18 protein-coding genes are annotated in these 18,076 nt (G+C 64.1%); 15 read left to right on the top strand and 3 right to left on the bottom strand.

Annotated elements, in window-relative coordinates:
• Window positions 1-321: 321 nt before the first annotated feature.
• Window positions 322-1,224 carry a GntR family transcriptional regulator gene (locus tag LB538_RS23250; protein ID WP_095769222.1) on the bottom strand — a complete coding sequence of 301 codons (903 nt, stop codon included), beginning with the start codon at window positions 1,222-1,224 and terminating at the stop codon, window positions 322-324.
• 355 nt (window positions 1,225-1,579) lie between these two features.
• On the opposite strand from LB538_RS23250, the gene LB538_RS23245 reads away from it, so the two are divergent.
• The 5 genes from LB538_RS23245 (at window position 1,580) to LB538_RS23225 (ending at window position 8,178) form a co-directional block, all read left to right on the top strand.
• Window positions 1,580-3,085 (top strand): UxaA family hydrolase, encoded by a 1,506-nt coding sequence (locus LB538_RS23245; RefSeq protein ID WP_224532063.1) that lies wholly within the window; start codon window positions 1,580-1,582, stop codon window positions 3,083-3,085.
• Window positions 3,086-3,424: 339 nt separating this feature from the next.
• A complete protein-coding gene (locus LB538_RS23240) occupies window positions 3,425-4,420 on the top strand; it encodes an ABC transporter substrate-binding protein (RefSeq protein ID WP_095769220.1) in 996 nt (331 codons plus the stop codon).
• A 157-nt stretch (window positions 4,421-4,577) separates the two neighbouring features.
• Window positions 4,578-6,131, top strand: coding sequence for a sugar ABC transporter ATP-binding protein (locus LB538_RS23235; protein ID WP_224532064.1), 1,554 nt, complete (start codon window positions 4,578-4,580; stop codon window positions 6,129-6,131).
• Window positions 6,128-7,093 carry an ABC transporter permease gene (locus LB538_RS23230; RefSeq protein ID WP_224532065.1) on the top strand — a complete coding sequence of 322 codons (966 nt, stop codon included), beginning with the start codon at window positions 6,128-6,130 and terminating at the stop codon, window positions 7,091-7,093. Before LB538_RS23235 ends, LB538_RS23230 begins: the two co-directional genes overlap by 4 nt.
• 68 nt (window positions 7,094-7,161) lie before the next feature.
• Window positions 7,162-8,178 (top strand): zinc-binding alcohol dehydrogenase family protein, encoded by a 1,017-nt coding sequence (locus tag LB538_RS23225; protein WP_224532066.1) that lies wholly within the window; start codon window positions 7,162-7,164, stop codon window positions 8,176-8,178.
• A 332-nt stretch (window positions 8,179-8,510) separates the two neighbouring features.
• Here the strand turns inward: LB538_RS23225 and phnF are convergent, their stop codons facing one another.
• Window positions 8,511-9,254, bottom strand: a complete 744-nt coding sequence (gene phnF, locus LB538_RS23220; RefSeq protein ID WP_224532067.1) for a phosphonate metabolism transcriptional regulator PhnF — start codon at window positions 9,252-9,254, stop codon at window positions 8,511-8,513.
• Between the two features lie 139 nt (window positions 9,255-9,393).
• Between phnF and phnG the strand changes: the two genes are divergently transcribed.
• Genes phnG through LB538_RS23205 form a run of 3 tightly spaced genes read left to right on the top strand, consistent with a single transcriptional unit; the run spans window position 9,394 to window position 11,583 of the window.
• The gene (gene phnG / locus LB538_RS23215; protein WP_140845185.1) at window positions 9,394-9,855 is read left to right on the top strand and encodes a phosphonate C-P lyase system protein PhnG; all 462 of its coding nucleotides are present in this window, start codon (window positions 9,394-9,396) and stop codon (window positions 9,853-9,855) included.
• Window positions 9,855-10,466, top strand: coding sequence for a phosphonate C-P lyase system protein PhnH (gene phnH / locus LB538_RS23210; RefSeq protein WP_224532068.1), 612 nt, complete (start codon window positions 9,855-9,857; stop codon window positions 10,464-10,466). Before phnG ends, phnH begins: the two co-directional genes overlap by 1 nt.
• A 1-nt stretch (window position 10,467) precedes the next feature.
• Window positions 10,468-11,583, top strand: a complete 1,116-nt coding sequence (locus tag LB538_RS23205; RefSeq protein WP_224532069.1) for a carbon-phosphorus lyase complex subunit PhnI — start codon at window positions 10,468-10,470, stop codon at window positions 11,581-11,583.
• A 2-nt stretch (window positions 11,584-11,585) separates the two neighbouring features.
• Here LB538_RS23205 and LB538_RS23200 read toward each other — a convergent pair whose 3' ends face one another.
• Entirely contained in the window at window positions 11,586-11,768 is a 183-nt protein-coding gene (locus LB538_RS23200) for a hypothetical protein (RefSeq protein ID WP_224532070.1), read from the bottom strand.
• A 59-nt stretch (window positions 11,769-11,827) separates the two neighbouring features.
• Between LB538_RS23200 and LB538_RS23195 the strand changes: the two genes are divergently transcribed.
• From LB538_RS23195 to phnD, 7 genes are all read left to right on the top strand, one after another.
• Window positions 11,828-12,727, top strand: coding sequence for an alpha-D-ribose 1-methylphosphonate 5-phosphate C-P-lyase PhnJ (locus LB538_RS23195; protein WP_224532071.1), 900 nt, complete (start codon window positions 11,828-11,830; stop codon window positions 12,725-12,727).
• A complete protein-coding gene (gene phnK, locus LB538_RS23190; RefSeq protein WP_042640728.1) occupies window positions 12,724-13,500 on the top strand; it encodes a phosphonate C-P lyase system protein PhnK in 777 nt (258 codons plus the stop codon). Before LB538_RS23195 ends, phnK begins: the two co-directional genes overlap by 4 nt.
• A gap of 2 nt (window positions 13,501-13,502) precedes the next feature.
• On the top strand, window positions 13,503-14,210 hold the full coding sequence (gene phnL, locus LB538_RS23185) for a phosphonate C-P lyase system protein PhnL (RefSeq protein ID WP_224532072.1): 708 nt from the start codon (window positions 13,503-13,505) through the stop codon (window positions 14,208-14,210).
• Window positions 14,207-14,818: a DapH/DapD/GlmU-related protein gene (locus LB538_RS23180; protein ID WP_224532073.1), complete on the top strand. Its 612-nt coding sequence runs from the start codon at window positions 14,207-14,209 to the stop codon at window positions 14,816-14,818. The genes phnL and LB538_RS23180 overlap by 4 nt, the downstream gene beginning before the upstream one ends.
• 521 nt (window positions 14,819-15,339) lie before the next feature.
• A complete protein-coding gene (locus tag LB538_RS23175; RefSeq protein WP_263482539.1) occupies window positions 15,340-16,044 on the top strand; it encodes a DUF1868 domain-containing protein in 705 nt (234 codons plus the stop codon).
• Window positions 16,045-16,160: 116 nt separating this feature from the next.
• Window positions 16,161-17,018: a phosphonate ABC transporter ATP-binding protein gene (phnC, locus tag LB538_RS23170; RefSeq protein WP_224532074.1), complete on the top strand. Its 858-nt coding sequence runs from the start codon at window positions 16,161-16,163 to the stop codon at window positions 17,016-17,018.
• A gap of 142 nt (window positions 17,019-17,160) precedes the next feature.
• A complete protein-coding gene (phnD, locus tag LB538_RS23165) occupies window positions 17,161-18,069 on the top strand; it encodes a phosphonate ABC transporter substrate-binding protein (RefSeq protein WP_095769301.1) in 909 nt (302 codons plus the stop codon).
• Window positions 18,070-18,076 lie beyond the last annotated feature (7 nt).

The raw sequence follows: 18,076 nt of genomic DNA, 5'->3' as shown, positions 1-18,076 counted from the left end.
GCTCCATCGTCTCAGCCGGATATCCAACGCAAAGCCTCTCCCGGAAACGCGTCGACGGTAGCACGGGGAATGCGCGCGGGAAATCGGCAAAACCGCGCTGCGGCAACGCGGCGCGACGCGATTGTTTTTATGCATGTCGTTGTCCCAAAACCGCTGCACGCTTCTGGACGACATGCGTTAGGGTCTGTCGAGATTCAGGTCAGGCCGAGCCGAGAATGGTGGCTTCCGAGAACCGGAGCGGAGCGTACTTAAGGTACGTGAGCACCGGAAGCGCAGGAAGCCGCCCTTCGCAGGCCGGCATCACCTGAATCTCGACAGACCCTAGGCGGGCTGCATCTGCCGCCCTTCGGGAATTGAGGTCAGCAGCGTCTGGCGCGCCGACTTCAGGTGCTTGCGACAGGCGGCGTCCACCTTGCCGGGATCGCGCGATTTCAGCGCCGCGATGTAGGCGAGATGCTCCTGAATAGCGACCTCGTTGCGCTGGCGCTCCTCAGCCTTGTTCCACTGATAGTGGTAATGGAAGATCATCGCGATGACATCGTAGAAGTCGACGATGAAGCGATTGTGCGAGGCGCGGTGGATCAGCCGGTGGAAGCGCTCGTCGAGCTCGGAGAATTCGTTGAAGCGCGTGGCGATCTCGCTGGCGAGCTGGCGATGCTCGAGCTCCAGCCGGTCAAGATCGGCCCATACCGCGCTATCTTCCGGCAGCGCGGCGAAAGCCGCCGCCGAACGCAGCTCGAAAATCTCGCGGATCTCGGTCAGCTCCAGCGCGAAGGCGCGCGTGAAACCCTTCAGCACCCAATGGCTGTTGCGCCGCTTCTCGATCAGCCCGAAGCGCGAGAAGCGGATCAGGAATTCGCGCACGCTGGTGGTGCCGACGCCGATCTCGCGCGCCAGCTCCAGCTCGTTGATCTGCATGCCGGCTTCGGCGCCTCCCGCAAGCAGACGCCGCATGAAAGAGCGCTCGATGATCTCGGCCAGCGAGTCGGTCTCCTCCTCGGGGAAGAAGTCCTCGGACCGCGGCGCCCTGAGCACGGTCTTATTACGCTTGTTCCAGTCGATAAGCCCGGTTTCTTCCATGCGCGCAAGGATGCTGCGCACCGTGGTGCGGCTGACGCCGAGCAGCGTGCCGAGCTCAGGCTCCGACGGCAGGCTCTTGGTCTCGTCGAGCAACCTGAGGCAGCGGTTGAAGGCGTCCTTGTAGACATTGTTGCTTTTCGACATGCCCCGTATCCCCCAACGCTTGCGGCGGCCTGCCGGAAACGCGATATGATCGGTGTTCCTAGAGCAGTTCAGCGTTTCTCGGAATCGCCGAACTGCGCTAAATCTTTGTTTCTGCGCAATTCCGGACGGAAAGCCGCTACGCCCTTTTCCTGGAATTGCTCTGGCGCAGGCCTCCGAAAAGCGGAACGCTTTTCGCCGGCTTGCCAAACGGGCGGCGCGAGCGTCCAAAAGACGAGCGCCAACCGAGCGAAAAAACAATTGACGCAAAATTGTTTTTTCCCGATAAAAGACATTACCTTTAAACGGGCGCAAGTCAATCCGCCCGCATTCCCAGGATCACCCAGGACAGCCGCCCGTGAACGTTGCAAACACCATCCTTCTCTCAGCCTCCGATAATGTCGCCGTTGCCAACGGGCGCATCGAGATTGGAACGCCATTGCCGGGCGGCGCAACCGCGACTGCCGTGATCGAGCCGGGCCACAAGGTGGCGATCAAGCCGATCCCGGCGGGCGAAGCGGTTGTGAAATACGCGCAGGCGATCGGCCGCGCCACGCAAGATATTGCGCCCGGCGAGCATGTTCATTCGCACAATCTGGTTTTCGAGAGCGGCCGCTTGCCGGTGGTGCCGCCGAGCGAGGCCGAGCACGCCACCGAGGCCGACCGCAAGCGCACCTTCATGGGCTACCGCCGCGCCGATGGGCGCTCCGGCACGCGCAACTTCATCGGCATCATCGCCAGTGTCAATTGCTCGTCGACCGTCTGCCATGCCATTGCGGACGAAGCCAACCGCACGCTTCTGCCGAAATATCCCGGCATCGACGGTTTCGTGCCGATCGTGCACGGCCAGGGCTGCGGCATGAGCGCCACCGGCGACGGCATGATGGTTCTGCACCGCACTTTAGCCGGCTATGCGCGCCATCCGAATTTCGGCGGCGTGCTAATGGTGGGCCTGGGCTGCGAGGTCAACCAACTCACGCTTTACGGCCAGAAGGGCGTGGCCGCGGGAAAGCGGCATTTCAACATCCAGGAAGCCGGCGGCTCGCGCAAATCGGTCGAGCGCGCGATGGGCGTTCTGGCCGAGATCGCCGAGGAAGTGGGCCAGCTGCAGCGTGAGCCGATCCCGGTCTCGGAGATCGTCGTCGGGCTGCAATGCGGCGGCTCGGACGGCATGTCCGGCATCACGGCAAATCCGGCATTGGGCGCCGCCGTCGATATCCTGGCAGACTGCGGCGGCATCGGCATCTTGTCGGAGACCACCGAGATCTATGGCGCCGAGCATCTGCTGGCCTACCGCGCCGCCTCGCCCGAGATCGCCGCCAAGCTTGACGGCTTTGTGAAGTGGTGGGAGGACCATACCGCCAAGCACGGCGCCTCGATCGACAACAATCCCTCGCCCGGCAACAAGCGCGGTGGCCTGACCACGATCCTCGAGAAATCACTGGGCGCGGTCGCCAAGGGCGGCCAGACGCCGCTCAACGGCGTTTTCGGCTATGCCGAGAAAGTCTCGGGCAGCGGCCTGGTGTTCATGGACACGCCCGGCTACGATCCGGTTTCGGCCACCGGCCAGGTCGCCGGCGGCGCCAATGTCATCGTCTTCACCACCGGCCGCGGCTCCTGCTTTGGCTGCCGGCCGACGCCGTCGATCAAAGTCGCCACCAATTCGACCATGTATCACCAGATGGAAGAGGACATGGACGTCAATTGCGGGGTTATCGCCTCGGGCGAGAAGACCATCGCCGGCATGGGCCGCGAGATCTTCGAGCTGATCATCGAGACGGCGTCCGGCCGCAAGACCAAGAGCGAGGCGTTCGGCTACGGCGACAACGAATTCGTGCCGTGGCACCTCGGCGCGACGCTTTAATCAAAGGCCGTTATCGGGTCGGAAGCGCCACCGACAACAGGAGGCGACCTTCACTACCGTGCAGGCTTTTTCTATGGAATAAATATTCCATGTTGACAGAATTATGAAATTATTGTTCCATGCCGATAAGGAGGAACGGGAGCATCCGAGCACTGCCCAGGGACGAGCCGAACGGACCCTAGCCCGCATCGCGCACGGCAGCAGACATCGCTTGCATCGGTCACGGCAATGCTCTATCAAAAAACGGTATCTGTTTTTTATTGATAAAGTTCTGTTTGGGCCGCGCCTATCCAGATGGAGCTTCCGCAACCTTCACCAGGCGACTTAGGGAGGAACCTAATGAAATTCGTGACCAGCCTTCTCAACCGCCGCGCCTTCGTGGCTTTGGCCGCCGCTTCGATGCTCGCCGGCGCGATGCATTCCGCGCCCGCCTCGGCGGCCGACGTGACCATTCCGATCATCGTCAAGGATACCACATCCTTCTACTGGCAGATCGTTCTGGCCGGCGCCCGCAAGGCCGGCAAGGATCTCGGCGTCAACGTGCCGGAACTCGGCGCCCAGGCCGAAACCGACGTCAACGGCCAGATCTCGATCCTGGAAAACGCCGTCGCCAGCAACCCGGCGGCCGTCGTCATCTCGCCGACCGAGTTCAAGGCGCTCGGCAAGCCGATCGACGAGGCTGCCTCCAAGGTCAAGGTCATCGGCATCGACTCCGGCGCCGATTCCAAGGCCTTCACCTCCTTCCTGACCACCGACAACGTGCAGGGCGGCCGCGTCGCCGCTGACGGCCTCGCCGCCGCAATCGGCGCCGCCAACGGCGGCAAGGTGGAAGGCAAAGTCGCGCTGATCACGGCACTTCCCGGCGCCGGCTCGCTCGAGCAGCGCAAGCAAGGCTTCATCGAACAGATCAAGGCCAAGTATCCGGGCCTCGAGCTTGTCGCCGACAAATATGCCGACGGCCAGGCCACCACCGGCCTCAACATCGCGACCGACCTGATCACCGCCAATCCGGACCTCAAGGGCATCTTCGCCTCGAACCTGATCATGGCGCAGGGCGTCGGCCAGGCGATCGCCGAAAACAATCTCGGCGGCAAGGTGGCGCTGATCGGCTTTGACAGCGACGAAAAGCTGATCAAGTTCCTCAATGACGGCGTCATCTCGGGCCTGGTCGTCCAGGATCCGTACCGGATGGGCTATGACGGCATCAAGACCGCCTTGGCCGCCTCGAAGGGCGAGAAGGTCGAGGCCAATGTCGACACCGGCGCGAACCTCGTCACCAAAGACAACATGAAGGATCCCAAGATCGACGCGCTGCTCAACCCGAAGCTCAAGTGAGCAGCATCGCGACAGTCGTTTCCGGGGCCTCGCGCCCCGGAAACATCCATCGGGGCGATTTGGAAATTCGCCGGCCCGATTTAGGCTCCGCCTTCAAGATGCGCGCCAGACGCATCGCTGCGTACCCAATGGTTGAGGCCAATCTGGGAGGATTGTCATGACGTCGACGGCGCAGGAATTGCATCCGGCCCCCACGCTGGAACCGGGCAGGACGATCCTCGAGCTCAACGGCCTGGAAAAGCGCTACCCCGGCACGCATGCGCTGAAACCTGTGCATCTTGCCTTCAAGGCAGGCGAGATCCACGCGATCGTCGGCGAGAACGGCGCCGGCAAGTCGACCCTGATAAAACTCCTGACCGGCGTCATGCCGCGCACTTCCGGCGAGGTGATCTGGGAAGGCAAGCCGACCGCCTTGGCCACGCCGCATGAGGCGATGGCGCTGGGCATCAACGCCGTCCACCAGGAGGTGGTGCTGTGCCGCCATCTCACCGTCGCCGCCAACATGTTCCTCGGCGAGGAGGAGTCACGCTTCGGCCTGCTGCAGCAGCGCGCCATGGTGAAGGACGCGCAGAAGATCATCGACGGGCTGGGCTTCGACTTGCCGGCGCATGTCATGCTTGGCGATCTCACCATCGGCCAGCAGCAGTTGATCGCCGCGGCGCGGGCCACCGTGCGCGGCACCAAATTCCTGATTTTCGACGAGCCTACCGCTTACCTCACCCGCAAGGAGGCCGACCAGCTCTTCAAGCTGATCCGGCGGCTCAAGGGCGAAGGCGTCACCATCATCTATATCAGCCACCGCATGGAGGAAGTGTTCGAGCTCGCCGACCGCGTTTCCGTGCTGCGCGACGGCACTCTGGTCGGCACCCGCAACATCGCCGAGACCGACGAGCCCGAACTGGTCAAGCTGATGATCAACCGCTCGATCGAGCAGATCTACCACAAGGAACATTTCACCCCCGGCGCCACGATTGTCGAGACGAGGAACCTTTCGGGCAAAGGCTTCGAGAATGTCTCGGTGACCGTCCGCGCCGGCGAGATCGTCGGCCTCTACGGCCTGATCGGTGCCGGCCGCAGCGAGTTCGTCACCACGCTTTACGGCCGCCACAGGAAGTCGGCCGGCCAGATTCTCTGGCAAGGCAAGGAGGTCCAGGTCAACTCCGAGCACGATGCGATCCGGCTCGGCATGGCGCTGGCGCCGGAAAGCCGCCGCGACCAGGGTCTGTGCCTCAATTTGCCGGTCGGCATCAACCTCAACCTGCCTATCTACAAGCGCATCTCCAGCAATTTTCTGATCTCCGGCGCCAAGGAGAAGGCCGAGGCCGACCGCCAGATCGCCGACCTGCGCATCAAGACGCCGACGCGCCATGCGCTCGCCTCCAGCCTGTCGGGCGGCAACCAGCAGAAGATCGTCATCGGCAAATGGCTGGCGCATGGCGCCAAGCTGTTCATCTTCGACGAGCCGACGGTGGGCGTCGATGTCGGCACCAAGGCCGAGATCTACCGCCTGTTCTCGACGCTCTTGTCCAAGGGCGCCGGCATCATCCTGATCTCGTCCTATCTGCCGGAAGTCTATGAGCTTGCCGATACGCTGCACGTGTTCCGGCGCGGCAAGCTGGTCGCGACCCATGGTTTCCGGACCGCCAGCCACGAGGATATTCTGGGTCAGGCACTGGCCGAGAAACAAGAAAAGTCGGGAGGACAAAAATGAGCACCGAGGCGATCCCCGCCGAAAAACCCAAGCGCAATTTCAACGCCCTGTTCGGCCTGACGCTGCTTGGCCTTTTGCTCCTGATGTGGATCGTGCTGGCCGTCGCCACGCCGTCCTTCGCCACGACGCTCAACATCACCAACCTTCTGCGTCAGGGATCGCTGATCGCCATCCTCGCCGTCGGCCAGACCTTCGTCATCATCACCGGCGGCATCGATCTGTCGGTCGGCGCGGTGGTCGGCTTCACCACCGTCATTGTCGCGCTTTTGATCAACGCCGGCTGGCCGATCTGGGCCGCGGTGCTGATCACGCTGCTGGTGGGCGTCGCCATCGGCCTCTTCCACGGCTTCGGCATCGTCAAGATGGGCCTGCCGCCCTTCATCATCACCTTGGCCACCATGACCTCGCTGCGCGGCATCGGCCTCCTGATGACGAACGGCAACTCGATCTCCATCAACAGCGACTCGTTCCAGGCTTTCTCGCGCGGCTCGCTCGCGGGCATTCCCTACCTGTTCTGGATGGTGATCCTGGTCGCCATCCCGTCCTACGTGTTCCTGCACCATACGCGCTGGGGCCGCTACCTGTTCTCGGTCGGCTCCAACGCCGAGGCCGCGCGCCTGTCCGGCGTCAACGTGCCGCGAACCATCTTCATGGCCTACATCCTGTCCGGCCTGCTTGCCGCCATCGTCGGCGTGCTCCTGGCCTCGCGCATCGGCATCGGCAACCCGACGCAGGGCGACACTTATGAGCTGCAGGCCATCGCCTCGTCGGTGATCGGCGGCACCTCGCTGTTTGGCGCCATCGGCTCCGTGCACGGTCCGCTGATCGGCTCCTTCATCCTTTCGACCATCAACAACGGCGCCAACCTGCTCAACGTCAACACCTTCTGGCAGCGCGTCATCACCGGCCTGCTGATCATCGTCATCGTCTACTTCGACGGCCTGCGTCGTCGCGGCAAATGACTCCTACGTGAAACTAACGCGCCGGCCCCGCTCGAGCGGCGCCGGCGCTCTTTGCCTGGATTTGCGATATGAAAGCCGTTGTCTGCCGTTCGCCCGGCGAGCTTGTCCTCGAAGACCGCGCCGGGCCCGGCGCACCGCCGCCCGGCTGGGCGCGCGTTGCGGTCAGCCATGTCGGCATCTGCGGAACCGACTACCACATCTTCGAAGGCAAGCACCCGTTTCTGGCCTATCCGCGCATCATGGGCCATGAGGTTGCCGGCACGATCGTCGAGAAGGGCGAAGGCGTCGAGATCAGCGTCGGCGAGCCGGTCGTCATCAATCCCTATCTTTCATGCGGCAAATGCATTGCCTGCCGGCGCGGCAAGCCGAACTGCTGCGTGAAGATCGAGGTGCTGGGCGTCCATCGCGACGGCGCCATGTGCGACGAAATCCTGGTGCCGGCGCAGAACCTCTACCCGACGAACGGCCTGTCGCTGGCCGACGCCGCGGCGGTGGAATTCCTGGCCATCGGCGCGCATGCGGTACGCCGATCGCTCGGGCTGCCCGGCCAGCGCACGCTGGTCATCGGCGCCGGCCCGATCGGCCTCGGCACGGCGATCTTCGCGCGCATTGCCGGGCTGGATGTCAGCCTGCTCGACATGAGCGCCGAACGTCTCGGCTTCGCCGAGAAGCAGCTCGGCTTTGCCCCGCTGGACAGCTCGAAGAGGCCGGCTGCCGAGCTGGTCCAACAGGCAACAGCCGGCGAAGGGTTCGACCTCGTGTTCGACGCGACCGGCAACACCCAGTCCGTGCAGTCGGCCTTCGCCCATGTCGCGCATGGCGGCACGCTGGTGCTGGTCAGCGTCGTCAAGGACGACATCACCTTCTCCGACCCTGAATTCCATAAGCGCGAGATGATGCTGGTCGGCAGCCGCAACGCGCTGAAGGCCGATTTCGACCATGTCGCAGATTCGATCCGCAACGGCGCTGTGCCGTTGAACAAGCTCGTCACCCATCGCACCACGCTCGCCGGAACGCCGCGCGACCTTGCCCGATGGACGCACGAGAAGTCGGGACTGATCAAGGCGGTCATAGAGGTCGGGTGATAACATGACAGGCGGTGAACTCAGCCCGAATTGACGGAGCGCCGCACAGGTCGACCCCCGCTCCGTCTCGGCTTCGCCGAGCCACCTCTCCCCCGGTCGACGGGGGAGAGGAAGAGTGCGAGCCTTGCAGCCAACGCTCTTCAACCGGACACACTGCTTCTCCGGTCGCCAGCGTGCTCCTTTCCTCTCCCTCCGGAGGGGGGAGAGGTGGCTCGGCGAAGCCGAGACGGAGTGGGGGAAGGCGAGCCTCAAACGCCAAGCCGCTGACAAGTAAGCGACCTGACATCAGCGTGAAGCAGATCAATCACGGTCTCGTATAAAACCGGCACTCCCTACAACACCGACAACTTCAGCTCCACCCGCTCCGCGGGAAAGCGCGATTCCGCGAATTGGATCGGCTCACCGTCGAGCGTGACGTTGACGGCGACGGTGACCAGCACGATCGCGCCGGGCTGCAGATCGAGGGCTGCAAGATCGTCTGCGTCGGCATGGCGCGCCGACAGCACGGTCGAATGCCGCAGATAATCGTTGATGCCGAAGCGCTTCAGTGAGGCGGTGATCGATCCCGTTTCCGCCATTGCCGCCTCGATTCCGGCGAAGCGCTTGGCATCGAACCAGGTCGTCGCGCGCGACACCGCATGACCGTCGGCCTCGCCGCGCGTCTCCAGGCGGATGACGGCAGCGCCTTTGGCGATGCCCAGCGCCTCGGCGATGCGCCGGCCGGCCGGCTCGGTCGACGACGACAGCAGCGCGATATGTCGCTCGCTCGTCTGCCCCTGCAGCCCGGTCGAGAAGCGCGTGCGCGCGCCGATCGGATAGGACAGCCGCTTGCGCGACAACACGAAGGTGCCGCGTCCCTGCTCGGCCCTCAGCACGCCTTCCTGCACCAGTGCTGCAATGGCGCTGCGCACCGTGTGGCGGTTGACGCCATAGCGCTCGGCCAGCGCGACTTCAGGCGGCAGCGCCGCATTCTCGGCGAAATCGCCATTGGCGATCGCCTGCAGAATCCTGTCGGCGATCTGCCGCCATAGCGATACGCCGTTGCGCCTCTCGATGCTGCTTGCCAGCCCGGTCATTTCCCCGCCCCCAACGTCATCACCCCTAACTTTTGCACCCGTTGTCATCCACCCGTCATGGACTCCCGATACCAAGTGAGTATAATTTGTATAGTTGTCTATATCAATAGACAAATTTCTCTATGCGAGGAGCGATGCCATGCGAGGACAGGAAGCGCGCGAGCAGGCCGGGCGGAAAGCCTTGATGGCGACGCTGGCGCATGCCGCGGCCGACGAGATCGCCCGCCTGTGGAACGAGTCGGGCCTGCCCTCCGAAGCCGAGCTTTTGCGCGGCCCCGAAACCGGACTGGTGACGGTGCGCGGGCGGATCGGCGGCGGTGGCGCACCGTTCAATGTCGGCGAAGCGACGGTCACCCGCGCCACGGTGCGTCTGCCCTCCGGCCAGGTCGGCCACTCCTATGCGCTCGGCCGCGACAAGGGAAAAGCCAAGCTAGCGGCGATCGCCGACGCGCTGTGGCGGGACCCGGCGCACCGCGAAGCGGTCGAGACAAAGCTCGCCGCGCCCTTGCGCGCAGCGCTTGCCGCGGCGCGCGAGACAAAGCGCGTCGAAACAGCGGCCACGAAAGTGGATTTCTTCACCATGGTGCGCGGAGAAGACTGATGGATATCGCCACGCAATCGATCGATGGCGGCTTCGCAGAGCCGGTCTTCAACGCCCAGGCGGTGTTCCGCGCCATCATGGACGCGATGGCCCGCCCCGGCACCGTCCAGAACCTGCGGCAGCTCGCTCGCCCGCCGGTGCCGCTGTCGGCGACGGCCGGCGCCGTGGCGCTCTCGCTCTGCGACAACGACACGCCGGTCTGGCTCGACCCGCCGCTGCAGACGGAAGCCGCGGTCAAGGCCTGGCTCGGCTTTCACACCGGCGCGCCCTCGGCAAACACGCCGGCCGACGCACATTTCGCCCTGATCGCCAATCCGAAGGAGATGGCGGCGCTCGATGGTTTTGCGCAAGGCACGCAAGAATATCCCGACCGCTCGACGACGCTGATCCTCTTGGTCGACGATCTTGCCTCGGGCCCGTCGCTGCTGCTCGAAGGTCCGGGGATCGAAAAGACGTCGATGATCGCGCCTCCCGGCATGCCGCGCCATTTCGTCGAGCAGTGGAAGCAGAACACCCAGCGTTTCCCGCGCGGCGTCGACATCATTCTGGCGGCGCCCGGCAGCCTCGCCTGCCTGCCGCGCACCACCCGCATCAAGACGATGGAGGCATGACATGTATGTCGCGGTGAAAGGCGGCGAAGCCGCCATTGCCAATGCGCATCGCCTGCTTGCCGACCGCCGCCGCGGCGACCGCTCGGTACCGGCGCTGCGCCTCGACCAGATCGTCGAGCAGCTGGCGCTCGGCGTCGACCGGGTGATGAGCGAAGGCTCGCTCTATGATCGCGAGCTCGCGGCTCTCGCCGTTACCCAGGCGCGCGGCGATATGATCGAGGCGATCTTTCTGGTGCGCGCCTACCGCACCACGCTGCCGCGCTTCGGCTACACCAATCCGGTCGACACCGGCGCCATGCAGGTCGAGCGTCGTGTCTCGGCCACCTACAAGGACCTGCCGGGCGGCCAGGTGCTCGGCCCGACCTTCGACTATACGCACCGCCTGCTCGATCCAGAGCTTGCCGCCGGCGCCGAGGTCGAGATACCGGCGCAGCGTCTGGCCGAGCCGGAGGCCATGCCGCGCGTTTCGGCGATCCTCGCCCATGAAGGCCTGATCGAAGCCGATGGCGAGATGCCGCTTGACCACGTGCCCGGCGACATCACGCGCGAGCCGCTGCAATTCCCGATGGCGCGCGACATCCGCCTGCAGGCGTTGTCGCGCGGCGACGAAGGTTTTCTGCTGGCGCTCGGCTATTCGACGCAGCGCGGCTACGCCCGCAACCATCCCTTTGTCGGCGAGATACGCATCGGCGAGGTCGAGCTGGAGCTCGACGTGCCGGAGCTGCCCTTCGCCGTGCCGCTCGGCTCCATCCGCGTCACCGAATGCCAGATGGTCAACCAGTTCAAGGGCTCGGCCAAGGCGCCGCCGCAGTTCACGCGCGGCTACGGCCTGGTCTTCGGCCAGAGCGAGCGCAAGGCGATGGCGATGGCGCTGTGCGACCGGGCGCTGCGCGCCACGGAGCTTGGCGAGGATGTCGTCGCCGCCGCGCAGGACGAGGAATTCGTCATCTCGCATTCCGACAATGTCCAGGCCACCGGTTTCGTCGAGCATCTGAAGCTGCCGCATTATGTCGACTTCCAGGCCGAGCTCGGCCTGGTTCGCCGCATGCGCGCCGAATACGAAGCGCGGGAAAACGAGGACAAGGCCGCCGAGGAGAAGCGCGAGGCGGCGGAATGACTTCAGTGTCCGCTACCGGAATGCCCGCCGCCGTCGAAGCCGCCAGTATAGTCGCCGCCACCGAAGGACTCGCCGTACGGAGGTTCCCTTGGCGCGGGGAGAACCATTTTCCGCAGCGCAAAGGTCGCGAAGCCGGCGAACACCAGCAGCAGCACGCCAAGATGCAACCAACCGGTAGAGTCCATTCGGGCGTCCTTCCGCGTCTTGGGCGCCAATTTCATAGCAGAGAGCGGACGTGATCGCCATGACCGACATCGCCACCTACAACGTCGCCTATCTCGATGAGCAGACCAAGCGGATGATCCGGCGCGCCATCCTGAAGGGCATCGCCATTCCCGGCTATCAGGTGCCCTTTGCCTCGCGCGAGATGCCGATGCCTTATGGCTGGGGCACCGGCGGCGTCCAGGTCACCGCCTCGATCATCGGTCCGGATGACGTGCTGAAAGTCATCGACCAGGGCGCCGACGACACCACCAACGCCGTTTCGATCCGCGCTTTCTTCAGGAAAGTCGCCAATGTCGCTGTCACCACCGACACGGCAACCGCCACCATCATCCAGACCCGGCACCGCATCCCCGAGCATCCGCTGACGGCAGGACAGGTGCTAGTCTTCCAAGTGCCGATCCCCGAGCCGCTGCGCTTCCTCGAGCCGCGCGAGACCGAGACGCGCAAGATGCACGCGCTGGAGGAATACGGCCTCATGCATGTGAAGCTCTATGAGGACATCGCCAGGCACGGCCGCATCGCCACCACCTACGCCTATCCGGTCAAGGTCGAAGGCCGCTACGTGATGGATCCTTCGCCGACGCCGAAATTCGACAATCCGAAGATGCACCGCTCGCCGGCTTTGCAATTGTTCGGCGCCGGCCGCGAGAAGCGCATCTATGCGGTGCCGCCCTTCACCGACGTCGTCAGCCTCGACTTCGAGGACCATCCCTTCGAGGTGCAGACCTTCGACCAGCCCTGCGCGCTCTGCGGCGCCGGGAATGTCTATCTCGACGAGGTCATCCTCGACGACCATGGCGGCCACATGTTCGTCTGCTCCGATACCGACCACTGCGAGAAGCGGCGAGCCGACGGCCATCACGGCCACCTTGCTCCCGAGACCCACCTAGCCTCTGAAAAAACGGAGCCGGCCGAATGACCGACGAACCGCTGCTGCGCGTTTCAGCGCTGTCCAAATTTTACGGCTCGCGCGTCGGCTGCGAGAACGTCACCTTCGATCTGTGGCCAGGCGAGGTGCTGGCGGTGGTTGGCGAGTCCGGCTCCGGCAAGACGACGCTGCTCAACTGCCTGTCGACCCGCCTGCTGCCCTCCTCCGGCACGGCCAGCTACCGCATGCGCGACGGCCAATGGCGCGAGCTCTACCGCATGAGCGAGGCCGAGCGCCGCTTCCTGATGCGCACCGACTGGGGCTTCGTCCACCAGAACCCGGCGGACGGCCTGCGCATGACGGTGTCGGCCGGTGCCAATGTCGGCGAGCGGCTGATGGCGGTTGGCGACCGCCACTACGGCAGGATCCGCGCCACCGCCGTCGACTGGCTGTCGCGCGTCGAGATCGACGAGGACCGCATCGACGACGAGCCGCGCGCCTTTTCCGGCGGTATGCGCCAGCGCCTGCAGATCGCCCGCAACCTGGTCACCGGGCCGCGCCTTGTGTTCATGGACGAGCCGACCGGCGGTCTCGACGTCTCGGTGCAGGCGCGCCTGCTCGATCTATTGCGCGGGCTGGTCACCGATCTCGGGCTGGCGGCGATCGTCGTCACCCACGACCTCGCCGTGGCGCGGCTTCTGTCGCAGCGCATGATGGTGATGAAAGACGGCCGCGTCGTCGAAAGCGGCCTTACCGACCGCGTGCTCGACGATCCGCGCGCGCCTTATACCCAGCTTCTCGTTTCTTCCATCCTGCAGGTGTGATGATGGCCACTCCTCTCGTTGTCTCCGATGTCGCCAAAAGCTTCACCATGCATCTGCGCGACGGCGTCACGCTGCCGGTGGTGACGGGTGTCTCCTTCTCGATCCGCGCCGGCGAATGCGCGGTGCTCGGCGGTCCGTCGGGTGCCGGAAAAAGCTCGATCCTGAAGATGCTCTACGGCAACTACGCGGTCGATGAAGGCCAGATCATCGTTCAGCACGGGGGCGGGTTGATCGACCTCGCCTCCGCCAGCCCGCGCACCGTGCTTTCCGTGCGCCGCCATACCATCGGCTATGTCAGCCAGTTCCTGCGTACCGTGCCGCGTGTCTCCGCGCTCGACGTCGTCGCCGAGCCGCTGGTCGAGCGCGGCGAGGACAGGGAAAGCGCGCGGGAGAGAGCGCGTGCCCTGTTGGCGCAGCTCAACCTGCCGGAAAAGCTCTGGGCCTTGCCGCCCGCGACCTTCTCCGGCGGCGAGCAGCAGCGCGTCAACATCGCGCGCGGCTTCATCACCGAGCATCCGATCCTGCTGCTCGACGAGCCGACCGCCTCGCTCGACGCGAAGAACCGCGATGTCGTGGTCGAGCTCATCGCCGCCAAGAAGGCGGCGGGGGTCGCCCTGCTCGGCATTTTCCACGACCTCGATGTGCGCGAGGCTGTCGCCGACCGCGTCATCGACGTCACGGCCTTTGCCGCCGGAAAGATCGCCGCATGAAGAAGCTTTCGGAGGCGCCGCTGATTCATCCGACGGCGCAGGTCGAAAACTCGACGCTCGGCCGCTGGACCGAGATCGCCGAGCGCAGCCGCGTCGCCGAATGCGAGCTCGGCGACTATTCCTACATGATGCAGGACTGCGCCGTGTGGTGCGCGACCATCGGCAAGTTCTCCAACATCGCGGCAAGCGTGCGCATCAACGCCACCAACCATCCGACATGGCGTCCGACGCTGCACCACTTCACCTACCGCGCCTCCGATTATTGGGACGACGCCGAGCATGAAAGCGCGTTCTTCGCCGAGCGCCGCGCCAAACGCGTCACCATCGGCCACGACACCTGGCTCGGCCATGGCTCGACCATCCTGCCCGGCGTCACCGTCGGCGATGGCGCGGCGGTCGGTGCGGGCGCCGTGGTGTCGAAGGATGTCGCGCCCTACACAATCGTCGGCGGCGTGCCGGCGAAGCCGATCCGCGAGCGCTTCGACCGCCGCACCGCCGAGCGCTACCAGGCTTTAGCTTGGTGGGATTGGGATCATGCAAGGCTGCGCGCTGCGCTCGACGATTTCCGCGAGCTGTCGGCGGAGGCGTTTTTGGAGAAATACGGTTGACGCCATTGATGTTTTGCCAAAGTATCGTTTAGAAAAACTCAGCGGCACAGAGCAGGTATGGGCTTTATTGTCTTAATACTTTTTTGCGTTGGAATGGCCCTGTTGGTACTGGGAATTTTGGCAGTGAAGCGTGAGATTAGTCGCTGGGGCCAGTCTGACGTAGTCTCCTCAATCATTATGATAGTGGTAGGCCTGGGATTATCGGCGACAGGATTAGTACCACTTATGGTTCCTCGCCAACCTTACCGGAAAGCCAGGCTAGCAGCCTTCCTGTAAGCCAGAGATCGTTTCCATCATACTGTTGCGCGGGCTGGCGATGGTCTCTGGACCGTGGAACGTCAGGTTAGGCGAAGGGGACGGTCAGACGCCGTTTCCACGGCCATGCTGATTATCTTGGGATTGTGCCAGTCCTCAGCGAGACTGGCTCCTACTCATCTGTTCGGCACGATACTCGTGCAGGCACCATTCACATCCCTGATATGTGACTCGGACAGGAGGCATCTCTCCCAAAGGAGATTGCCATGATCGTCAGACCCTCGCTCGCCGGATTTTTCGAAGGCACCAACCCGACGGCGCCGGTGCATCTCGGCACCCGTTACGATACCTCGGGCAACTTCCTCCCCGAGCCCGGCAACACGGTCGTCAGTCACCTCGTCGGCGGCTCGCCTTCGCAAGCTGCGATCATCGAGGTGCGCGAGCGCATCCGCGCCATGCCGGACGCGGACCGCCTCGCCTTCACGCCGGTCTCAAGCCTGCACATGACACTGTTCCAGGGCGTCATCGAATACCGGCGCCGGCTCCCCTACTGGCCCTCCGACGTGCCGCTCGACACCAGCATCGACGACATGACCCGCCTCTATCTGCAGCGCCTGGAGGGCTTTGAGGCCTGCCCTCCGTTTCGTATCAAGACCATCGGCGTTACGCCAAACGGCCTGACCGTCGCCGGCGCCACCGAAGAAGACCGCCAAGTCCTGAAGGCCTGGCGCGACGCCTTGTCGGTGCCGTTCGGCTACCGCCATCCGGACCACGACGCTTATGTCTTCCACATCACCTTCGCCTATCAGATCCGCCGTCTAGCCGAAGAGCGAGCCGCAGCCTGGCAGGATCTGTTCGATGACTGCCTGTCGTTCCTCGAACGCGAGGCTCCTGTGATCGAGCTCAAGCCTCCGGCCTTCTGCAGCTTCAAGGACATGAAGCATTTCGAGGAATTGCTGGTGCTTGGCTGAATCTCCAAGCCTGTGGGACGTAACAAAACTGACATCAATCCGACACCCCAGCTTCATCGGCCTGCGCTAGCGAAGGTTAACAGACCTGCAAAAGCGCGACGGACTGGAGTTTTGGTATGTCAGCATCATCGGCCACGCTTGAGATCCGCGGCGTAACCCGACGATTTGGCAAGAACACCGCCGTCAGCGATATCAACATCTCGATCCCGCGCGGCCAGATGGTCGGCATCATCGGCCGTTCCGGCGCCGGCAAGTCGACGCTTTTGCGCATGATCAACCGTCTCATCGATCCGAGCCAAGGATCGATTTTTTTTGAGGGCGCGGAGGTTTCCAGCCTGCAGGGATCGCCGCTGCGGCGCTGGCAGCGCGACTGCGCCATGATCTTTCAGCAGTTCAACCTCGTGCCGCGCCTCGACGTGCTGACCAACGTGCTGCTCGGGCGCCTCAATCATCGCTCGACGGTTTCCAATCTGCTCGGCATGTTCACACGCACCGAATGCGCCGAGGCCGTGGCCGCGCTCGAGCGCCTCGACATCGCCCGCACCGCGCTGCAGCCGGCCGGCACGCTGTCGGGCGGCCAGCAGCAGCGTGTGGCGATCGCCCGCGCCATGATGCAGCAGCCGAAGGTGATTCTGGCAGATGAGCCGATCGCCTCGCTCGACCCGCTCAACGCCAAGGTGGTGATGGATTCGCTGCGCGACATCAATCTGCGCGAAGGCATCACCGTCGTCACCAACCTGCACACGCTGGACACGGCGCGCGCCTATTGCAGCCGTATCATCGGCATGGCCGCCGGCAAGGTCGTCTTCGACGGCGCTCCGGAAGACCTCGACCGCGATGCCGTGCGCACGGTCTATGGCGCCGATGCCAGCGGCGCCGAGATCTCGGAAGCCATCACGTCGACCGCCGTGACCATCAAGCCGAAGATCACCGCATCCGCCGGACCGCTCGAACCAGCCTTTCCTGGCTACTGAATCCACCGTCCCGGCCCCAGCCGGTGCGGACAAATCGTGGATTTCAGCAGAGCAACCCGGATCGCCCGCCAGCGTCAAAGGCAAGACTTGAAAAAATCAGAACGCCGCCGGCGCGCAGCCGGAGCAACAGGAGAGAGACAAAATGTTCAGGAAGATGGTTTTTGGGGCGGTTTCGCTGCTCGCCATGGCGGCCAGCGCCGCGCATGCCGCTGATATCAAGGAATTCCGCGTCGGCATCCTCGGCGGTGAGAACGAGACCGACCGCCTGCGCAACTACCAGTGCCTCGCCGATCACCTGAAGTCGGAATTCGGCTTCGAAAAGGTGTCGCTGTTCCCGGCGGCCGACTATGACGGCGTTATCCAGGGCCTGCTCGGCGGCACGCTCGACTTCGCCGAGCTCGGCGCGTCCGGTTACGCAAGCGTCTATCTCAAGGACCCGAAGGCGGTCACGCCGATCCTCACCACCAAGCAGACCGACGGCTCGACCGGCTACTACTCGATCGGCCTGGCGCTGAAGTCTTCCGGCATCACCGACATCAAGTCGGCCAAGGGCAAGAAGCTCGGCTATGCCGATCCGGATTCGACCTCCGGCTATCTGATCCCGCTGACCCAGATTCCGAAGGACACCGGCGCTTCCAACGAAACCTACTTCGCCTCGACCCAGTTCAACGGCGGCCATGAGAACAACGTGCTGGCCGTGCGCGACGGCAAGGTCGACGTGGCGGTGGACGATTCCTCCGGCATCGGCGATTTCAAGAACGGCTACACCTCCGGCACCTTCCACAAGGAAGTCGCCAAGGGCGCCGTCGACCCGAACGACTTCGTCGAAGTGTGGCGCTCGGGCCTGATCCCGAACGGCCCGCTGGTTGTCCGCACCGCGCTCGGCGACGAGATGACCGCCAAGCTCACCGCTTTCTTCACCGCGCTGCCGGCCAAGGACAAGGCCTGCTTCGAAGGCGTCGAGGGTGGTGATTTCACCGGCTACGTCCCCGTGAAGCCTGACTTCTACAGCGTCATCGTCGAAGCCCGCAAAGCCGCCATCGGCGGTTAAAGGCATC

It is taken from the genome of Mesorhizobium sp. Ca11 (assembly GCF_020165275.1).
Lineage (GTDB): Bacteria > Pseudomonadota > Alphaproteobacteria > Rhizobiales > Rhizobiaceae > Mesorhizobium.
Note: the sequence above shows the minus strand (reverse complement) of the source record. Positions and strands in the feature narration are given on the sequence as shown.

What these genes read in the sequence shown, in the direction of transcription:
- LB538_RS23250 (WP_095769222.1), bottom strand. Translation starts at nt 1,224, where the DNA reads ATGTCGAAAAGCAACAATGTCTACAAGGACGCCTTCAACCGCTGCCTC.
- LB538_RS23240 (WP_095769220.1), top strand. Translation starts at nt 3,425, where the DNA reads ATGAAATTCGTGACCAGCCTTCTCAACCGCCGCGCCTTCGTGGCTTTG.
- LB538_RS23235 (WP_224532064.1), top strand. Translation starts at nt 4,578, where the DNA reads ATGACGTCGACGGCGCAGGAATTGCATCCGGCCCCCACGCTGGAACCG.
- LB538_RS23230 (WP_224532065.1), top strand. Translation starts at nt 6,128, where the DNA reads ATGAGCACCGAGGCGATCCCCGCCGAAAAACCCAAGCGCAATTTCAAC.
- LB538_RS23225 (WP_224532066.1), top strand. Translation starts at nt 7,162, where the DNA reads ATGAAAGCCGTTGTCTGCCGTTCGCCCGGCGAGCTTGTCCTCGAAGAC.
- phnF (WP_224532067.1), bottom strand. Translation starts at nt 9,254, where the DNA reads ATGACCGGGCTGGCAAGCAGCATCGAGAGGCGCAACGGCGTATCGCTA.
- phnG (WP_140845185.1), top strand. Translation starts at nt 9,394, where the DNA reads ATGCGAGGACAGGAAGCGCGCGAGCAGGCCGGGCGGAAAGCCTTGATG.
- phnH (WP_224532068.1), top strand. Translation starts at nt 9,855, where the DNA reads ATGGATATCGCCACGCAATCGATCGATGGCGGCTTCGCAGAGCCGGTC.
- LB538_RS23205 (WP_224532069.1), top strand. Translation starts at nt 10,468, where the DNA reads ATGTATGTCGCGGTGAAAGGCGGCGAAGCCGCCATTGCCAATGCGCAT.
- LB538_RS23200 (WP_224532070.1), bottom strand. Translation starts at nt 11,768, where the DNA reads ATGGACTCTACCGGTTGGTTGCATCTTGGCGTGCTGCTGCTGGTGTTC.
- LB538_RS23195 (WP_224532071.1), top strand. Translation starts at nt 11,828, where the DNA reads ATGACCGACATCGCCACCTACAACGTCGCCTATCTCGATGAGCAGACC.
- phnK (WP_042640728.1), top strand. Translation starts at nt 12,724, where the DNA reads ATGACCGACGAACCGCTGCTGCGCGTTTCAGCGCTGTCCAAATTTTAC.
- phnL (WP_224532072.1), top strand. Translation starts at nt 13,503, where the DNA reads ATGGCCACTCCTCTCGTTGTCTCCGATGTCGCCAAAAGCTTCACCATG.
- LB538_RS23180 (WP_224532073.1), top strand. Translation starts at nt 14,207, where the DNA reads ATGAAGAAGCTTTCGGAGGCGCCGCTGATTCATCCGACGGCGCAGGTC.
- LB538_RS23175 (WP_263482539.1), top strand. Translation starts at nt 15,340, where the DNA reads ATGATCGTCAGACCCTCGCTCGCCGGATTTTTCGAAGGCACCAACCCG.
- phnC (WP_224532074.1), top strand. Translation starts at nt 16,161, where the DNA reads ATGTCAGCATCATCGGCCACGCTTGAGATCCGCGGCGTAACCCGACGA.
- phnD (WP_095769301.1), top strand. Translation starts at nt 17,161, where the DNA reads ATGTTCAGGAAGATGGTTTTTGGGGCGGTTTCGCTGCTCGCCATGGCG.